This is a genomic window from Vibrio sp. 1580 (genome assembly GCF_033340055.1).
Genome location: NZ_JAWOVT010000017.1, coordinates 37238 through 54929, shown reverse-complemented (window position 1 = coordinate 54929; position 17692 = coordinate 37238). Strand labels below are relative to the sequence as shown.

Below are 17692 nucleotides of genomic sequence, written 5' to 3'. Positions count from 1 at the left end.
ATTCTCTTGCTTTAAAAGTAGCAAGAAAGGCAAGAAAGGATATCGGATGCAAGGATGGCTGGTGGTTCCCGTTTCTTTAGCGTATTTGGGAGCTTTATTTATCATCGCGTGGTACGGCGACATTCAGAAAAGGTGGCTAGCGCGCTGGCGGCCTTGGATTTATAGCCTTTCCATTGCGGTGTACTGTACATCGTGGACCTTCTACGGCACGGTCGGGCAAGCCAGCAGTAATCCTTGGTCTTTCTTGCCCATCTATATCGCCCCCATTTTAGTGTTTACCATCGGATGGCGCGTTTTAGCTCGGCTTATTTTGATTGCTAAACGGGAACACATCACGTCGATTGCTGACTTTATCGGAGCACGCTACGGTAAATCCCAAGGTTTGGCCGTGGTTGTTACGCTCATAGCGGTTGCGGGAATTTTGCCGTACATCGCTTTACAGCTGCGTGGTATCACTATGGGGCTTGAAATCATTGCACCAGAGCTGGCTACTGATTTTGGTTATCAAAACGATAGCGTGTCGTGGTTTGTTGTGGTCGCATTGGCGATTTTTACGATGCTATTCGGTACCCGCCACATTGATAACACGGAACACCATCGTGGGATGATGATGGCAATTGCCTTCGAATCCATTATCAAACTGCTGGCTTTTTTAGTGGTTGGTGTCTTCATTGTTTGGTTGGCGATGAACACCGAGAATTTGAGCTTACTTGATGTTGCCGAACAGACGTATCAGTCACCAAATATCCCGACTATATTGATTCATACTGTACTCACGATGCTGGCGATCGTTTGCCTTCCGCGACAATTCCATACGATGGTGGTGGAAAATGAACGTGCTCAAGATTTGCATGTGGCTCGTTGGTTGTTCCCCATTTATCTGATCTTAATGGGGATTTTTGTTTTACCTATTGCGTGGGTAGGGCAAGGTCTCTTGAGTGGCGCTTCGCCTGATACTTATGTCATCAGTGTGCCGATGTCGGTAGGGGCGAGTGAAATCGCCTTGCTTGCGTTTCTAGGCGGTACTTCAGCGGCAAGTGGCATGGTTATCGTATCGACGATTGCCTTAGCGATCATGGTCTCGAATGACTTGGTTATGCCATTGCTATTGCGTCGCATGCGACTGACGCAGCGTAACCATCACCATTTTTCTGAATTATTACTGCGGATCCGCCGTGGTTTGATTTTAGTTTTGTTGATTGGCGCGTGGTGTTTCTATCAAGCGTTGGACACCATTCATTCACTTTCTGCTATCGGCTTTCTCTCGTTCGCGGCTATCACGCAATTCGCTCCTGCGCTGGTTGGCGGTATGTATTGGCGTCAAGGGAATAAGAAAGGTGTGTATGTTGGCCTCGCGGTGGGTTTTGCTACCTGGTTGATTACGTTAATGAGCCAAACAGACATGCTTGCCGGAGACGCCAGTAATAACTTCCTGATCTGGTTGATTACGCCACCAGAGGTATTGGCTAGCTTTGATATCGCGATTTCAGATTGGGGGATGATCCTCAGCGTGGTCGCTAATGCAGTGTGTTTTGTTGTGGTTTCTATGGCTACCCGACCAAGCCTAAGTGAGCGCTTACAATCGGCATCATTCGTTGGTACACCGCTGCCTGAAAGCGAAAATATGAGCCTGTACCAGAGCCGCGTTACGGTTGCGGAACTGGAAATGCTAGCGTCCAGATTTGTAGGACGAACGCGAGTTAAAGCGGCGTTTCAAGCCTACTGGAGCCAGCAACGAGAAGAGTTAATGCCGAATCAGCAAGCGCCATCTTCTCTGATTCGGCATACGGAGCGTGTGCTGGCAGGGGTATTTGGTGCATCTTCTGCTAAGTTAGTGCTTACTTCTGCTCTGCAAGGAAGAAACATGCAGCTTGAAGAGGTGGCGACTATCGTCGATGAAGCCTCTGAACTGTACGATTTTAGTCGGGGTTTACTCCAAGGCGCGATTGAGCATATTGGGCAAGGTATTGCGGTCGTCGATAAGCAACTACGCTTGGTAGCGTGGAACCAACGCTATTTAGAACTCTTTGAATTTCCGCCAGGCTTGATTCAAGTAGGTCGACCGATTGCGGATGTGATTCGGCACAATGCAGAGCAGGGGTTGTGTGGCCCTGGTGACCCTGATGACCACGTCCGTCGCCGTGTTTATCACCTTGAGCAAGGGACTCGGCACACCTCTTCTCGGGTTCGTCCCGATGGTCGCGTGATAGAGGTGCAAGGTAACCCAATGCCAGGTGGTGGCTTTGTGATGAGCTTTACCGACATCACCGTATTCCGTGATGCAGAGCAAGCACTGAAAGACGCCAACGAGACATTGGAAGAAAGGGTACGTCTGCGGACTCGAGAATTAGAACAACTTAACAAGCAGCTGGTGGAAGCGACGCAGCGCTCGGATTTGGAATCGAAGTCCAAATCACGGTTCTTGGCGGCAGTAAGCCATGACTTGATGCAACCGCTCAACGCGGCGCGTCTATTCGCATCTTCACTATCGGAAGTCGCCAAAGACAGCGAAGCCAAAAAGCTGTCAGCACACATTGAAAGTGCTTTAGAGGCTGCCGAAGACTTAATTGGAGATTTGCTGGATATCTCGCGTTTGGAATCGGGCAAGTTGGAAGTCAACGTGCATGGCTTTGCGTTAAATGATGTGTTATCGAATTTGAATGCTGAGTTTAGTGCGTTAGCCAAACAGCAAGGTATAGAGTTCACCATGATTCCGTCCTCACTCATGGTTAAGTCGGATCCCAAACTGCTGCGCCGTGTGGTGCAAAACTTCCTGACCAATGCGTTTCGTTATAACCCGAATGGCAAAGTCGCACTCGGTGTTCGCCGCGTGAAAGGGCGAGTGCGTATTGATGTATGGGATAATGGAGTGGGGATTGAAGAAGAGAAGCAGCAAGAGATTTTTGAAGAGTTTAATCGCGGAACTCAAGTTCGTTCCGACCAAGGTCTCGGACTTGGTTTGGCGATTTCGAAAGGAATTGCTCAGGTACTTGGGCATGAAATTTCGATGCGCTCTTGGGTTGGAAAAGGCAGTGTTTTTTCCATCACCCTAGATAAAGCTGATCATGTTCAGCCTCATCCAGTTCACGTGGCAATGAGTAAGCAATCTGAACTTGGTCATCTGAGAATCCTATGTGTCGATAATGAGCCTGACATTCTAGTCGGCATGGAAAACTTACTTTCCCGATGGGGCTGCGATACACGAGTTGCGATTGATTTAGTTGAAAGTCTACAAGCGCTTGAGGATGGTTGGATTCCGGATGTAATTTTCTCCGATTACCGACTTGATGATGGTCGTACTGGTTTAGAAGTGCTACAGCAATGCCGCCTGAGATTAGGCCACAGCTTTGAAGGCGTCATCATCAGTGCAGATCGTACCGATGATATGCTTGATGGCATCAAAGCAAATGGGTTCAGCTTTATTGCTAAGCCAGTTAAGCCGCTTAAGCTGCGTTCGGTGCTCAATCGAGTCGCTTAGGATTGGAGTGTTTGAAAAATCGCTATAAAAAGAGACCTCCGAATGGAGGTCTCGATGTTTGTAATCTTAGTTGATAGGCTGAGTTTGCCGCTTATTCTGCGACGCCGCCTTGAGTCAGTTTGGCTGGATTAAGCAATCGCTCTAGTGTGGCTCTATCCAAATCAGTTTCTTCTTCCGCGACATCAATAATCGCGCGTCCCTGTTTGTAGGCTTTTTTCGCGACTTCTGCCGCTTTTAGGTAACCAATGACAGGGTTGAGAGCCGTGACCAAAATAGGGTTTTTGGCGAGTGCTACATCCAAGTTATCTTGGCGAACTTCAAACGTCGCAATGGCTTTGTCAGCTAAAGCGGTTGCGCTGTTAGAGAGTAACTCGATGCTCTCCAATACGTTATGAGCAATAACTGGCAGCATGACGTTAAGCTGGAAGTTGCCCGTTTGGCCTGCGACGGTAATGGTGGTGTCATTACCAATGACTTGCGCTGATGCCATAGCTGCGGCTTCTGGGATCACAGGATTTACTTTGCCAGGCATGATGGAAGAACCCGGTTGCAAGCCTTGTAATTCAATCTCACCTAAACCAGCTAATGGGCCTGAATTCATCCAACGAAGATCATTTGCGATCTTCATGATCGCAACTGCTGCTGTTTTGAGCTGTCCCGACAGAGCGACGATCGCATCTTGACTGCTTAAATTGAAAAAGAAGTTATCACTGGCCGTGAACTGAATACGAGTTGACTGGGTTAGGTTGCTAGCGAATAAGTCTGCAAAGCGTGGATCGGCATTGATCCCCGTTCCAACCGCCGTACCACCTTGGGCTAAGGCTTTTACAGCAGGAAGTGCTTGTTCAATCGCTTGTTTTGCGTGCTCGATTTGGAACTGCCAACCGCCAAGTTCTTGAGCAAAGGTAATTGGCATCGCGTCCATTAAGTGGGTGCGACCGGTTTTTACAACATCTTTCAATGCTTGTTGCTTAGACTCTAGTGTTTGGCTTAGGTGTGACAGGGCCGGGAAGAGCTGTTTTTCAATGGCTAATGCTGCGCTAACTTGAATGGCCGTCGGTACCACATCGTTGCTGCTTTGTCCCATGTTGACGTGATCATTAGGGCTGACAGTGCCGCCTAGATGCTGGGAGGCCAGTGTTGCAATTACTTCATTCGCATTCATATTTGAGCTAGTGCCAGATCCCGTTTGGAACACGTCAATTGGGAATTGCTCAATATGATTGCCTTCGATAATTGCTTGAGCTGCGTCAGCAATCGCGTTGGCAATATCTCCCTCAAGCAGCCCTAGCTGTGCGTTGGTGAGTGCCGCAGTCTGCTTGATGTGTGCTAACGCTTTGATAAAACCAGATGGCATTTTATGTTGACTGAATGAGAAGTTATCGACGGCGCGTTGAGTCTGGGCTTGGTAGAGAGCATCTGCAGGGACCGTTACTTCGCCCATACTGTCAGTTTCTATGCGGAATTCGGTGCTCATGGTAGGGATCCTTTTGGTTAATCGAGTGAGATTTGAATCAGGCGTAATTGTTGTTGTAGTGCGAGAAATTTCACGTCGCCTTGTTCAAACTGGTAGTAATAGCGTTTGAGGCAAAATAATGGCGTATGGATAGAATCGAGACAGACACGACGGAAGATACGACTGCGAGTTGAGTCTTGAATTGCGTCTAGTAAATGGAAATAAACCTGACGTAAAAACAGCTCACACAACAATAGATTTTCTTCATCGGCATCGTGTTCATAACAAGAAGACAACACCATTCCCCAATGAATATAGTCATGAATCACGTCTGGCTCAAAGCCATGTGGTGCGGCGAGAAGGAATCTATCTTGGGCTTTAAAAAATGCGTTAAAGATGTCCCGTTTGTTGTCCATAACCACCTCTCATTAAATGTAATGATAATTATTATCAATTAAGTTGTGGGTTGGCAACCCTTTTTAGAGTAAGAGGTTGTTGAAGAAAGACTTACGGAAACAAAAGCCGACGCAAAGGCGTCGGCTGAGTAGGAATTCATTTATGCTGAGTGAAACTAAGTCGCTGTCGTTTGAATACCGGTGAATTAGCTTGTCGCCGTTATTCAGTAAATAAGGTTTCGTACTTCACAAATGCGGTTTGCGTTTCACCATAATACAGTGTGCCGCCTGATTGAATGACGACTCTTAACCAGCTTTCTGCAGATGCAGGCTTTGGTAAGGTGATGTACCAGCTTTGGCCTGCTTGATCGGCGGGCTTCATATCAATCGGTTGAGCGTTTTTCTCTTTGTCACTCACAATAGAAACTTTAACACCTTCGAGTGGGTAAGCGGCGTTGAGTGACAATTCTAAGTTATTTTTAGTGAGTTTTTCCGAGCGAAATTTCACTTTAAAATCGCCATTTTCCATATCACACAGACCACTGGTGTAACGACAATTAGACTTACTCGCGAGTTTGTAAGTTTCCCCTTCTTGCGCCGCGTGGGGCTTCTCGCTGAGGGCCATATCGGTACCGAAGTAAGCGATCAAAGAGAGAACTGGCGCAATCAGTAGAGCGAGAATAAAGTGCTTGTTTTTGAACATCTTGGCTTCCTTGCAACGACATACTGCGAATATGGTAACTGAAAAGTGAGAATAAAAAAGCCCCGGACGGCTGGTTCCAAACGGGGCTTTTGTGGTTTTGATTAGTTTTTAGTGATCCACTGCACTACCAGCACCTACTGGCACGCGAACGTGTTCGACTAGGTCTTTTACTTCTTGTGGCGTTTCTGCTGTTACTTTGGAGACAGCGAATGCGACGATGAAGTTAAATAGTGCGCCAATAGCACCAAACGCGTTTGGCTCAATACCCAGGAACCAGTTTGTTCCCCAACTTTCTAGATATTTCCAATCAGCAACGAAAAGAATGCCTTTGTGTTGGAATACGTAGAACAGCGTAATACTGATACCCGCAATCATACCGGCGATTGCGCCTTCTTTGTTGATGCTCTTGCTGAAGATGCCCATCATCAATGCAGGGAAGATGGATGAAGCGGCAAGACCAAAGGCGAGTGCTACCGTACCTGCGGCAAATCCAGGCGGATTTAAACCGAGATAGCCTGCGGCTGCTATCGCTACTGCCATTGATATTCGACTAGCAAGTAGCTCTTTTTTCTCGGATATGTTCGGATTGATAACCCCTTTGATTAAGTCATGGGAAATAGCTGAAGAAATGGCGAGTAGTAAACCTGCTGCGGTAGATAGTGCAGCTGCAAGACCACCTGCTGCCACAAGTGCAATCACCCAGTTTGGTAGTTTAGCGATCTCTGGGTTAGCCAATACCATGATGTCGTTATCAACGCGCAGTTCGTTGGTGGACGCATCTGAAGTGTATTGGATATTGCCATCGCCATTTTTATCGTCAAAACCGAGTAGTCCAGTTGTTTCCCAGTTTTTGAACCACGCAGGACGCTCGTCATACGCTAGGTGCTGACCCGGAGCTGGATTTACCGTATTCATTAGGTTGAGGCGAGCCATCGCTGATACCGCTGGTGCAGTAGTGTAAAGGATTGCGATGAAGATCAGAGCCCAGCCTGCTGATGTACGTGCGTCGCGAACCTTCGGCACGGTAAAGAAACGGATAATTACGTGTGGTAGACCGGCAGTACCAATCATCAGTGACATGGTGTAGACAAACATATTAAGTGTGTCGCCACGTACTTGGGTCGTGTATTCACTGAATCCGAGTTCGGTCACCACTTGGTCAAGCCGATCGAGTAGATAGACATCGGTACCAGCCATGGTACTCCCCAGACCAATTTGTGGGATTGGGTTACCAGTGAGTTGCAGAGAGATAAAGATTGCAGGGATAGTGTAAGCAAGAATGAGTACGCAATATTGAGCAATCTGCGTGTAAGTGATGCCTTTCATGCCGCCAAGAACCGCGTACATGAAAACGATACACATACCAATTAATAGGCCGGTGGAGTAATCCACTTCTAAGAAGCGACCAAACGCAACACCTACGCCTTTCATCTGACCGATAACATAAGTCACTGATGCGATGATAAGACAAACAACCGCTACGATACGTGCTGTGTTGGAGTAAAAGCGTTCACCAACAAACTCTGGCACCGTAAACTTACCAAATTTGCGTAGGTAAGGCGCTAGCAACAGCGCAAGCAGAACGTAGCCACCAGTCCAACCCATTAGAAATACTGAGCCGCCATAGCCCATGAAGGCAATTAAGCCTGCCATTGAGATAAACGACGCTGCGGACATCCAATCGGCTGCGGTTGCCATACCGTTTGCAATCGGGTTTACACCGCCACCAGCAACATAAAACTCTTTGGTTGATCCGGCGCGAGCCCAAATAGCAATCCCGATGTACAGGATGAACGTGGCGCCAACGACCAGGTAGGTAATAGTTTTCAAATCCATCTGAGTGACTCCTTATTCGTCCACGCCGAATTCACGGTCAATTTGGCGCATCTTCCATGCGTAATAGAAAATAATTCCTAGGAACGCATAGATGGAGCCTTGTTGAGCAAACCAGAAACCGAGTTTGTAACCGCCTAGTTGAAATTGATTTAGTACGTCGACAAATAAAATGCCGCAGCCGAAAGACACGACGAACCAGATGACCATTAGGCCGATCATGAGCTTCACGTTTTTGTCCCAATAGGCTTTGGCTCTTTCTTCGCTTTCAAATGCCATTGCCGTCTCCTTACGATTGGTATTGTTGTTAATGAAATGTTTCAATATGTACATTAGCAAGGTGTTGGCAATAACTCTTTTCAACTTTAGTCGGGGTGTTAAAAATGAAGAATCCCCATATTATGGGCTTTTGCAGCGAACAAAGGGGTAAAACGTTATGTTAATAAACTGTTAAGTTAGCCAAAGGTCTAAAGGTTGATTGGATAAACAGGCATGATTAAGACGGGCCATTAATCTTTTCTTCATTGAACTTGGAGATGCTGTGTAAGTATTGGTGGTGATCTTGTGGCTCTTAAAGAGAGAAGGCGTAGATAAGAAAGCTCACAAGTAATTTATTTACATAAAGTTTTCGCATCAAATCACCGTTTTAACGCACAATAAAGTAATATAACTGAGTCATTCTCGTACAACCTCGCATTTTGAGACGGTGTAAAGGGGAGGCAGATTAGGGCATTACCTCATTAACGAAGTAGCCTTGCTCATCACAATTATTATCGTTTTTCATTAAGGGAGGGTGAGAATGGACGCAGACACCATTAACAGTTTTTTTCTAATAGGTGCGTTGTTAATCGCACTTAGCGTTCTTTTAAGCCCAGTGTCTTCTAAGTTGGGAATCCCAATTCTTTTGGTATTTTTAGCCGTTGGAATGCTAGCGGGGGAAGACGGCTTAGGCGGCATTTTATTCGATAACTTTTCGATCGCTTATTTGGTTAGTAACCTCGCATTAGCCATCATTTTGCTTGATGGTGGGATGAGAACGCGGGTCGCCAGCTTTAGGGTTGCGTTATGGCCCTCGGTCTCTTTGGCGACATTTGGCGTTGCGATCACCACCATTTTAACCGGGCTGATGGCAACGTGGTTATTCGACTTAGATTTATTGCAAGGCATATTGGTTGGTGCGATTGTTGGTTCCACCGATGCTGCCGCGGTCTTCTCTCTACTCAAAGGTCGTAGCCTGAACGAACGTGTTGGTTCAACGCTGGAAATTGAATCCGGCACCAATGACCCTATGGCGGTGTTTCTGACCGTAACTCTGATTGCTATTTTAGCGAACCCTGGCGCAGATTTAAGTGCGGGCTTTTTGGCGTTCAGTTTTCTTAAGCAGTTTGGTATCGGCGCGTTACTTGGCTTCGCTGGTGGCTGGATCTTATGGAAAGTTATCAATCGTAATCAATTACCAGATGGGCTGTATTCTATTTTAACGGTCAGTGGTGGCTTGCTTATTTTCGCTTTATCTAACACTTTGGGTGGCAGTGGTATTTTGTCGATTTACCTTGTTGGTCTTTTATTAGGTAACCGTCCAACACGCAGCCGCCACTCTATTCTTCATGTTTTAGATGGTATGACGTGGCTAGCTCAAATTGGTATGTTCTTGGTGCTTGGTTTGTTGGTTACACCATCCAATTTACTCTCTATTGCGTTGCCAGGTCTTGCGCTTGCTTTCGGGATGATTTTGTTTGCCCGACCAATCTCAGTTTGGATTGGTTTACTGCCATTCAAGAGTTTCACGCCACGTGAAAAGTGGTTTGTCTCTTGGGTAGGACTGCGTGGTGCTGTACCTATCATCCTCGCGGTATTTCCGATGATGGCAGGGTTGCCAGATGCTCAACTGTACTTCAATTTGGCATTCTTTGTAGTAATGGTGTCTTTGATAGTACAAGGGGGCACGTTGACTAAGGCGATGTCTCTTGCAAAGGTCGAGCTACCTTCGAAGCCTGAGCCAATTTCGCGTACGGGTGTAGAGATTTACCCGACCAGTGAGTGGGAGCTGTTTATCTATAGACTTAAAGCAGATAAATGGTGCATTGGTGAGCCATTACGTAGTCTTTCGATGCCGGAAGGAACGCGTATCGCCGCTGTATTTCGCAGTAAAGAGCTATTGCACCCATCCGGCAGTACGCGTCTTGAGGAAGATGATACCTTGTGTGTATTAGCACAAGAAAAGGATTTAGATGCACTGAGCTTACTGTTTAGTGAAGCCCCAGAGAAAGCGTCGCTAGCGCGATTCTTCGGTGACTTCTTCCTCGATATTGAAGTGAAGCTTGCCGATATTGCCGTGATGTATGGTTTGAATCTGGGGGATGAACCGCTGGATAAAAGTTTGAGAAACCTTGTCGAAGAGCAATTAGGTAGCACGCCAGTATTGGGAGACCATTTCGAGTGGCAAGGTTTGCATTGGATCGTCGCTGATGTTGTTGATCAGCAGGTCACTAAAGTCGGTATCCGATTGCCAAACGAAAAAAGTAAGTCTGACGATAAGACGTCAATCTAGTCGCTCATTTCCGTCAGCATAATCACGGCTTGCGTGCGGTTCTTTACACCGAGCTTACGGAAAATCGCTGTCATGTGCGCTTTTATGGTGGCTTCTGAAACATTCAATTCGTAAGCGATTTGCTTGTTCAGCAAGCCATCGGACAACATTCCCAACACTTTATATTGCTGCGGTGTTAGCGCAGCAATCTTTTCCGCTAAGTCATTACATGCCGCGTTATTGGTGATCAACCCTTCAGGGAAGTATGGGTCGCCATTCAGCACTTGATTGAGCGCGTTCACTAATTCGCGCATGTCGCTGGACTTGGGAATAAAACCAAATGCACCATGGCTTTTCACCTGCGTCACGATCGCCGGCTCTTCACTCGCTGAAACGACGACGATAGGTAAATCTGGATGCTCTGCTCGCAAATGAATCAAGCCAGACATACCATTTGCTCCTGGCATTTTGAGATCCAATAGCACTAAATCTGGCTCTTCCTCTCGCTCCAACAAAGCCAGAAGTGCGTCGAGTGAGTCCGCTTCCAGCAAATTTGCACCACTAATAGCCATGTGGATAGATTGAAACAAGGCATTCCGGAAGAGTGGGTGATCATCTGCAATAATGATGGTGTAGGTCGAATCCATGACGTTAAACACTTTTGACTATTTCGTTAAATTTATTATTGTCCAGCTTTGAGAGAGTGGACAATATTTATTCGCTAAAAGTCTGAACCAAATCGACTTTTATTAGGAAAATTGCATATAAACGCAATGTTCTTATTCAAATCTGAGCAATAAAAACGCCAGTGGACATCACTGGCGTTTGAATATCTGGTTATCAGAACTGCTTGATATGCTCTAAGAAAGGCTCGGCTTGCATAAAGCCCGTCAAACGAGCGTTTGAAACGTGTTCACCACTGGCATCCCAAAACTCAATTGTTGGTAAACCAAGCACACTCATGTGCTTCAGTAGTTCGATGTCTTGCACTTGGTTTTTGGTCACGTCCGCTTGCAGAAGAACGAAGTCTTGCAGTTTGGCTTCGACGCTTGGGTCATGGAAGGTGTACTTTTCAAACTCTTTACATGCTACACACCAATCGGCGTAGAAATCGAGCATGACGGGTTTACCTGCCGCTTTCGCAAGTGCCAGTTGTTCTTCAAGCTCCGCCACGTTAGCAATGCGAGTAAAGCTAACAGTGGCTTGCTGAGTTTGTGTTGTGCTGTTGCCAAACCAGTAATTTAAGATAGGTTGTGCTGAGGCTAGCAAACCTAAGACGGCGATTATGCCCACGGCACTTTGTTTCCAGCCACCAAACTCTAGACTGTTTTTGATGTGGTATAGCCAACCAAAAGCAGCAATACCCAGTGCTGACCACAGAATCGTTGACCACATTTCTGGCATGATGCGTTCTAGTAAGAAGATAGGTGCGGCAAGCAGAATAAAGCCGAAGAGTGTTTTCACTCGGTCCATCCAACCACCTGCTTTTGGTAGCAGTTTGTTGCCGAAGACCGCAACAAGAATCAGCGGAATACCCATGCCCATCGCCAGCGCGTATAACGCGATACCACCGGTAAGCAAATCGCCGCTTTGTGCAACGTAAAGTAGCGCACCAGACAGAGGCGCTGTGGTACATGGTGAGCACACCAGTCCAGAAATCGCCCCCATAGCGAATACGCCTGCACTGCTGCCGCCTTGTTGTTTGTTGCTGAGGTTGTTTAACCACGTTTGAACGTTGCTTGGTAGCTGTAATGAGTACAGACCAAACATAGACAAAGCGAGTGCGATGAACAGTACGCTCAAACCAATCAGCACATAAGGGTGTTGCATTGCCGCTTGGAACTGCATGCCAGCAGACGCGACCACAAGGCCGAGTAGGGTGTAAGTCAGCGCCATGCCTTGCACGTAGACGAATGACAAGCCTAGCGCGCGGCGTTGGCTTAGTTTGCCACTGCCAAGCACTATGCTGGTCAGAATTGGGTACATCGGTAGCACACAAGGTGTAAACGCCAAGCCCACACCAAGCGCCAAGAACAGAAGTGGTGTCCACCAGTTATCAGCAAGGTTGGCTGCAAGGCTATCTTGCTGTGTTACTGGAGCTGATGGTGTGTCGGCAGAACTAGATGATTGCACCGCTGGTGGCGTTGCTGTTGGTGCCTGTTCTGCTTTTGATGCAGTTGTCGCCGTTGTTGAATCTGAGTTCGACGAAGTAAACGCGCTGATAGGAATCACGCGAGTTTCTGGCGGGTAACAGAAGCCTGCTTTCGCACAACCTTGGTATTGCACCACCACGCGCGCACCGTCTTGCCAATCATACATTGGTACGTTAACGAAGAGAGGTTGCGTATAGATATGCACGTCACCAAAGAATTCATCTTTATGCGGTGTGCCGTCTTCCATTTGCAGTTCGCCTAGCGATACTTTCTCACCAGCTACAGACAAGCGCTCTTGATATAGGTAGTACCCGTCACGTACCTGCCAATCGAGCATCAATTTGTCATCTTGCTGGTAGAAGTTAAATGGAAACGCCTGATCAACCGGAACAAAGCTGTCGCTGCTGCTACCAAAACTGTTGTTCTGGCTACTGTTAAACTGGTCTTTGCCAAATAAAGCTAAAGACGGAGTGGAAAAGGTAATGAGCCCTAAGAGTAAAACGGAAAGTAATGCGCGCATAAAAGAGTCAATTCATCTTAGATAATTGCCGTTAGTGTAACTCAATCAGACCCGGAGGCGAGTCAATAAGTTTCATGAAAATGAAGATTTATTGAGCATAAATCAAGACAACAGGCAATAAAAAAGGGAGCCGAAGCTCCCCGAGTAAGACTCTGTTTCTACTAGATCAGTAGACCACCGAATGCGAAGCCAAGTGCTACCGCAGAAGCGATGGTTACCACACCAGGTACAAAGAATGGGTGGTTGAATACGTACTTACCGATACGAGTTGAGCCCGTGTCGTCCATCTCAACCGCTGCTAGAAGCGTTGGGTAAGTTGGCAGCACGAATAGCGCACTTACTGCTGCGAAAGATGCAACTGCGGTAAGTGGTGCAACACCGATTGCTAGTGCTGCTGGCATCAGCGCAACAGTGGTTGCACCTTGTGAGTAAAGCAGCATTGAAGCGAAGAATAGAACAAGTGCTAGCATCCATGGGTAGTCTGCTAGTAGCGCACCCGCAACTTCTTTGATGCCGTCAACGTGCGCGTTAACGAACGTAGAACCTAGCCATGCCACACCAAGAACACACACACACGCTGTCATACCAGAGCGGAATGTTGCTGCGGCTGGGATTTTGCCAGCATCGATTTTACAGCTCATTACGATAGCTGCCGCAGCTGCTAGCATTACCGTCATGATAGCTTCGTTACGACCTAGAGCAGGGTTCTCGATAAGGCCAACAGAGCCAGAAATTGCTGCTGCGTAACACACGACAAATGCGATTGCGCCTAGGAAGATGAAGGTTGCTTTCTTCGCTGTTGGTAGGATTTCGCGTTTTGCTTCTGTATTTAGCTTGATTAAGCCTTTTTCTAGACGCTCTTGGTATTCAGCATCGTCTTTTAGCTCACAGCCCATGAAGTTCGCCACGAACGCACCGATCATGCACGCGATGAACGTCGTTGGGATACAGATTGCTAGTAGTGTTAGGTAGTCAACGCCAAATGGGTGCAGCATTGCCGCGAACGCTACAACAGCCGCTGAGATTGGTGATGCGGTGATAGCGATTTGCGATGCTACGACCGCGATAGACAGTGGACGAGAAGGGCGCACGCCTTGGCCTTTCGCTACTTCTGCAATCACTGGCAAAGTAGAGAATGCCGTGTGGCCAGTACCCGCCATTAATGTCATTAGGTAAGTTACGATAGGCGCATAAAAGGTGATGCGCTCAGGATGCTTGCGCAAAAAGTTTTCAGCAACTTGCACCATCCAGTCTAAACCACCCGCTACCTGCATTGCTGCGATAGCGGTGATTACAGACATGATGATCAAAATTACGTCAACGGGAATGTAAGCTTGGCTTGTTGGTACGCCCAAGATCAAAGACAACGCAATGACCCCAGCACCACCGGCAAAACCAATGCCGATACCACCGATTCTTGCCCCCAAATAGATGAAGAGCAGAACCACGAAGAGTTCGACCATGACCATATTGATACCTCTTTAGTTTTTTATTTGATTCTGATTTTTTGAACACTCAGGAACAGGAGTAAATGCTCAGAGAATGAGAACCTAGTGGTTTAGCGGCAATAAAAGCATATAAAAAATGTGGTTAACCGTATGAGAGCCTAAAAAAGGGGCCTGAGTGGCCCCCTTCGGATTCGTTATTACTCGTAACGTTTTGCTTTGTAAGTAGGATGCATGAAGTTTTCTACTGACAAGATTTCATCAAGCTCCTCTGCTGTAAGCAGACCGCGCTCTAGCACGACTTCACGAACACTCTTACCAGTTTCTGCACAAATCTTACCTACGATGTCACCTTCGTGGTGGCCGATGTATGGGTTTAGGTAAGTGACGATACCGATAGAGTTGTAAACGTAGTTTTCGCAAACTTCTTTGTTCACTGTGATGCCGTCGATACATTTATCACGTAAGTTCACACACGCGTTGTGTAGTAGAGAGATAGACTCAAACACACTTTGTGCGATAACTGGTTCCATTACATTTAGCTGTAGCTGACCGCCTTCTGCTGCGAAAGAAACCGTGTTGTCGTTACCGAGAACTTTGAAGCAAACTTGGTTTACTACTTCTGGGATAACTGGGTTTACTTTAGCTGGCATGATTGAAGAGCCTGCTTGCATTTCAGGTAGGTTCAATTCATTTAGACCCGCACGAGGACCAGAAGAAAGTAGACGAAGGTCGTTACAGATCTTCGATAGTTTCACTGCTAGGCGTTTTAGCGCGCCGTGAGTCATTACGTATGCACCACAGTCAGACGTTGCTTCGATAAGGTCTTCTGCTGCAACAACGTCAAGGCCTGTTACTTCCGCTAGGTGTTTTACTGCAAGCGCTTGGTAGCCAGTTGGTGTATTTAGACCAGTACCGATTGCGGTTGCGCCTAGGTTGATTTCTAGGAGGAGTTTAGATGTGTAATCTAGAGCACGAATCTCTTCGTTTAGTGTTACCGCCCACGCATGGAACTCTTGACCGACTGTCATTGGTACTGCGTCTTGAAGCTGAGTACGGCCCATTTTCAGTACATCTTTAAACTCAACGGCTTTAAGTTCGAATGCGCCTTTTAGGTACTCAATTGCTTCCATTAGCTTGTGTACGCTGTTGTATACCGCAATACGGAAACCTGTTGGGTACGCACAGTTGGTTGATTGGCTCTTGTTTACATGGTCATTTGGGTTAACAAATTCGTATTGGCCTTTCTCTTTACCCATCAACTCAAGCGCAACGTTTGCGATCACTTCGTTCGTGTTCATGTTAACTGAAGTGCCTGCACCGCCTTGGAATACGTCTGATGGGAACTGATCCATACACTTGCCAGTTTCTAGGATCAAATCACACGCTTCGATGATGTAGTTTGCAACGTCTTTTGGAATAGCGCCAAGTTCTTTGTTTGCTAACGCTGCTGCTTTTTTGGTCATTACCATGCCGCGTACAAATTCTGGTACGTCAGAGATGGTCATATTAGAGATGTTGAAGTTCTCGATCGCACGTAGCGTATGAATACCGTAGTACGCATCTGCAGGGACATGACGTTGACCTAATAGATCTTCTTCAATACGAGTGGCTGGGTTTGCTGTTTTTGGAGCATCAGATAGGGTAGCCATAGCAGGATCCTTAGATGATAATTCTGATAATAAAGTTATTTATTAGCCATTTCTGCAATCTAGAATCCATTCATCAGAATTTTTGGCTGGAAAATCCGTCCTGACTTATGTGGCACATGATACTGCACCTAGCGCATAAAAATAGTAACTAGATCACCTTTTTCGTTTTTCATGAGTCAATAATTTGCAAAGTATGAACGGGTTATTAATAACCCTTTATAGGTACTCGATTTTCCTCGACAAACATGAGTTTTTAGAGTTCGAAATTAGCACTTTAAAAGCACGAAAAAATCGGTATGCAATTGAATGAAACGTGCTCCTGCTACTTTGCCTAAAAGAGAAGGAGACCAGTATGAACACGCTTTTTTACAACGATTCGTTTGAGCTTAGTCTGCTTTTACCATTACACTGAATTAAACAAAGGAGGGCGTGTGTTTCCTATCTTATTATTAGCGTTTATTTTTGTTCCGATCATTGAAATCGGCTTATTTATTCAGGTGGGCGGCTTTTTAGGTTTATGGCCGACCATTGCACTAGTTTTAATCACGGCATTTGTTGGTGCATCGTTGGTTCGTAGCCAAGGTATACAAACACTGATTTCAGTACAGGGGCGTCTTGAACAAGGTGAAATTCCAGCCCAGCAAATTTTTGAAGGCGTAATGCTAGCGGTGGCTGGCGTGCTACTGTTAACCCCGGGCTTTATGACCGATGCCCTTGGTATGTTGGTGTTGCTTCCTGCGCCACGCGCCGCGATAGCTAAATACTTGATGAGCAAAATGGTGGTGAAAACCATGCATGGCGGTGGCTTCCAAGGTGGTTTCTCTAACCAGGGGCCATTTGAGCAAGACCCGTTCCGTCGTGACCCATTTGATTCCCAGTCAGATAATGGCAAGACCTTCGAAGGGGAATACGAGCGTAAAGACGATGATGATCGCAACAAGCTCAACTGATTGAGTTAGACAGTAAAGAAAACAAAAGGGCGCATCAAGCGCCCTTTTCTGTATTTGGAATTCGTGCTGCTTACAATGCGCCTTCAAAGCCCATTTGACGCCATGCTTCAAAAGCAATGATCGCAACGGCATTCGAAAGGTTTAGGCTGCGCGCATCTGGCATCATTGGAATGCGAATACGCTGCTCCATTGGCAAGCTATCGATGATTTCAGCAGGCAAGCCACGAGTTTCTGGACCAAACATCAAAACATCACCCGCTTGGTATTGTGCATCAACGTGGTGACCTGTGGTTTTGGTGGTGCAGGCAAACAATCGATAGTTACCTTGCTTCTCTTTCTCTAAATACTCTAAGAACGCTTGATAGTTTTTATGGCGTGTTACGCGAGCTAAATCATGGTAATCCAAACCAGCACGGCGGACTTTTTTCTCTTCAAGATCGAAACCCAGAGGTTCAATTAAGTGAAGGTTTGCACCGCAGTTGGCGCATAGTCGAATGATGTTGCCGGTGTTCGGCGCGATTTCTGGTTCGTATAAAGCGATATCAAACATGGTATTGAAATAGAGTTGGTCAAAGAG

Annotated in this window: 13 protein-coding genes; 3 read left to right on the top strand and 10 right to left on the bottom strand. The window is 46.6% G+C overall.

Annotation, left to right across the window (positions count from 1 at the left end; translation table 11 throughout):
- The first annotated feature begins 46 nt into the window (after window positions 1-46).
- Entirely contained in the window at window positions 47-3478 is a 3432-nt protein-coding gene (locus R7093_RS21105; RefSeq protein ID WP_047104277.1) for a PAS-domain containing protein, read from the top strand.
- Window positions 3479-3569: 91 nt separating this feature from the next.
- On the opposite strand, the gene R7093_RS21100 is transcribed toward R7093_RS21105, so the two are convergent.
- From R7093_RS21100 to R7093_RS21080, 5 genes are all read right to left on the bottom strand, one after another.
- A complete protein-coding gene (locus R7093_RS21100; protein ID WP_005382369.1) occupies window positions 3570-4955 on the bottom strand; it encodes a class II fumarate hydratase in 1386 nt (461 codons plus the stop codon).
- A gap of 17 nt (window positions 4956-4972) precedes the next feature.
- Window positions 4973-5350 carry a hypothetical protein gene (locus R7093_RS21095; protein ID WP_005382370.1) on the bottom strand — a complete coding sequence of 126 codons (378 nt, stop codon included), beginning with the start codon at window positions 5348-5350 and terminating at the stop codon, window positions 4973-4975.
- A 199-nt stretch (window positions 5351-5549) separates the two neighbouring features.
- The gene (locus R7093_RS21090) at window positions 5550-6032 is read right to left on the bottom strand and encodes a hypothetical protein (protein WP_005382371.1); all 483 of its coding nucleotides are present in this window, start codon (window positions 6030-6032) and stop codon (window positions 5550-5552) included.
- A gap of 108 nt (window positions 6033-6140) precedes the next feature.
- Entirely contained in the window at window positions 6141-7868 is a 1728-nt protein-coding gene (locus tag R7093_RS21085) for a sodium:solute symporter family protein (RefSeq protein ID WP_005382372.1), read from the bottom strand.
- 12 nt (window positions 7869-7880) lie between these two features.
- Entirely contained in the window at window positions 7881-8144 is a 264-nt protein-coding gene (locus R7093_RS21080; protein ID WP_005382373.1) for a DUF4212 domain-containing protein, read from the bottom strand.
- A 520-nt stretch (window positions 8145-8664) separates the two neighbouring features.
- Here R7093_RS21080 and R7093_RS21075 point away from each other — a divergent pair.
- Window positions 8665-10416 (top strand): potassium/proton antiporter, encoded by a 1752-nt coding sequence (locus R7093_RS21075; RefSeq protein ID WP_005382374.1) that lies wholly within the window; start codon window positions 8665-8667, stop codon window positions 10414-10416.
- Here R7093_RS21075 and R7093_RS21070 read toward each other — a convergent pair.
- From R7093_RS21070 to aspA, 4 genes are all read right to left on the bottom strand, one after another.
- The gene (locus R7093_RS21070) at window positions 10413-11042 is read right to left on the bottom strand and encodes a response regulator (protein ID WP_005382375.1); all 630 of its coding nucleotides are present in this window, start codon (window positions 11040-11042) and stop codon (window positions 10413-10415) included. The genes R7093_RS21075 and R7093_RS21070 overlap by 4 nt on opposite strands.
- A 193-nt stretch (window positions 11043-11235) precedes the next feature.
- Window positions 11236-13068 carry a protein-disulfide reductase DsbD gene (locus R7093_RS21065; RefSeq protein WP_005382376.1) on the bottom strand — a complete coding sequence of 611 codons (1833 nt, stop codon included), beginning with the start codon at window positions 13066-13068 and terminating at the stop codon, window positions 11236-11238.
- Window positions 13069-13229: 161 nt separating this feature from the next.
- Window positions 13230-14537 carry an anaerobic C4-dicarboxylate transporter gene (locus R7093_RS21060; RefSeq protein WP_005382378.1) on the bottom strand — a complete coding sequence of 436 codons (1308 nt, stop codon included), beginning with the start codon at window positions 14535-14537 and terminating at the stop codon, window positions 13230-13232.
- Window positions 14538-14713: 176 nt separating this feature from the next.
- The gene (aspA, locus tag R7093_RS21055) at window positions 14714-16165 is read right to left on the bottom strand and encodes an aspartate ammonia-lyase (protein ID WP_005382379.1); all 1452 of its coding nucleotides are present in this window, start codon (window positions 16163-16165) and stop codon (window positions 14714-14716) included.
- Window positions 16166-16596: 431 nt separating this feature from the next.
- On the opposite strand from aspA, the gene R7093_RS21050 reads away from it, so the two are divergent.
- Complete coding sequence (locus R7093_RS21050; RefSeq protein WP_005382380.1) at window positions 16597-17115, top strand: FxsA family protein; 519 nt, start codon at window positions 16597-16599, stop codon at window positions 17113-17115.
- A 70-nt stretch (window positions 17116-17185) separates the two neighbouring features.
- Here R7093_RS21050 and trmL read toward each other — a convergent pair whose 3' ends face one another.
- On the bottom strand, window positions 17186-17665 hold the full coding sequence (trmL, locus tag R7093_RS21045; RefSeq protein ID WP_005382381.1) for a tRNA (uridine(34)/cytosine(34)/5-carboxymethylaminomethyluridine(34)-2'-O)-methyltransferase TrmL: 480 nt from the start codon (window positions 17663-17665) through the stop codon (window positions 17186-17188).
- Window positions 17666-17692: the final 27 nt, after the last annotated feature.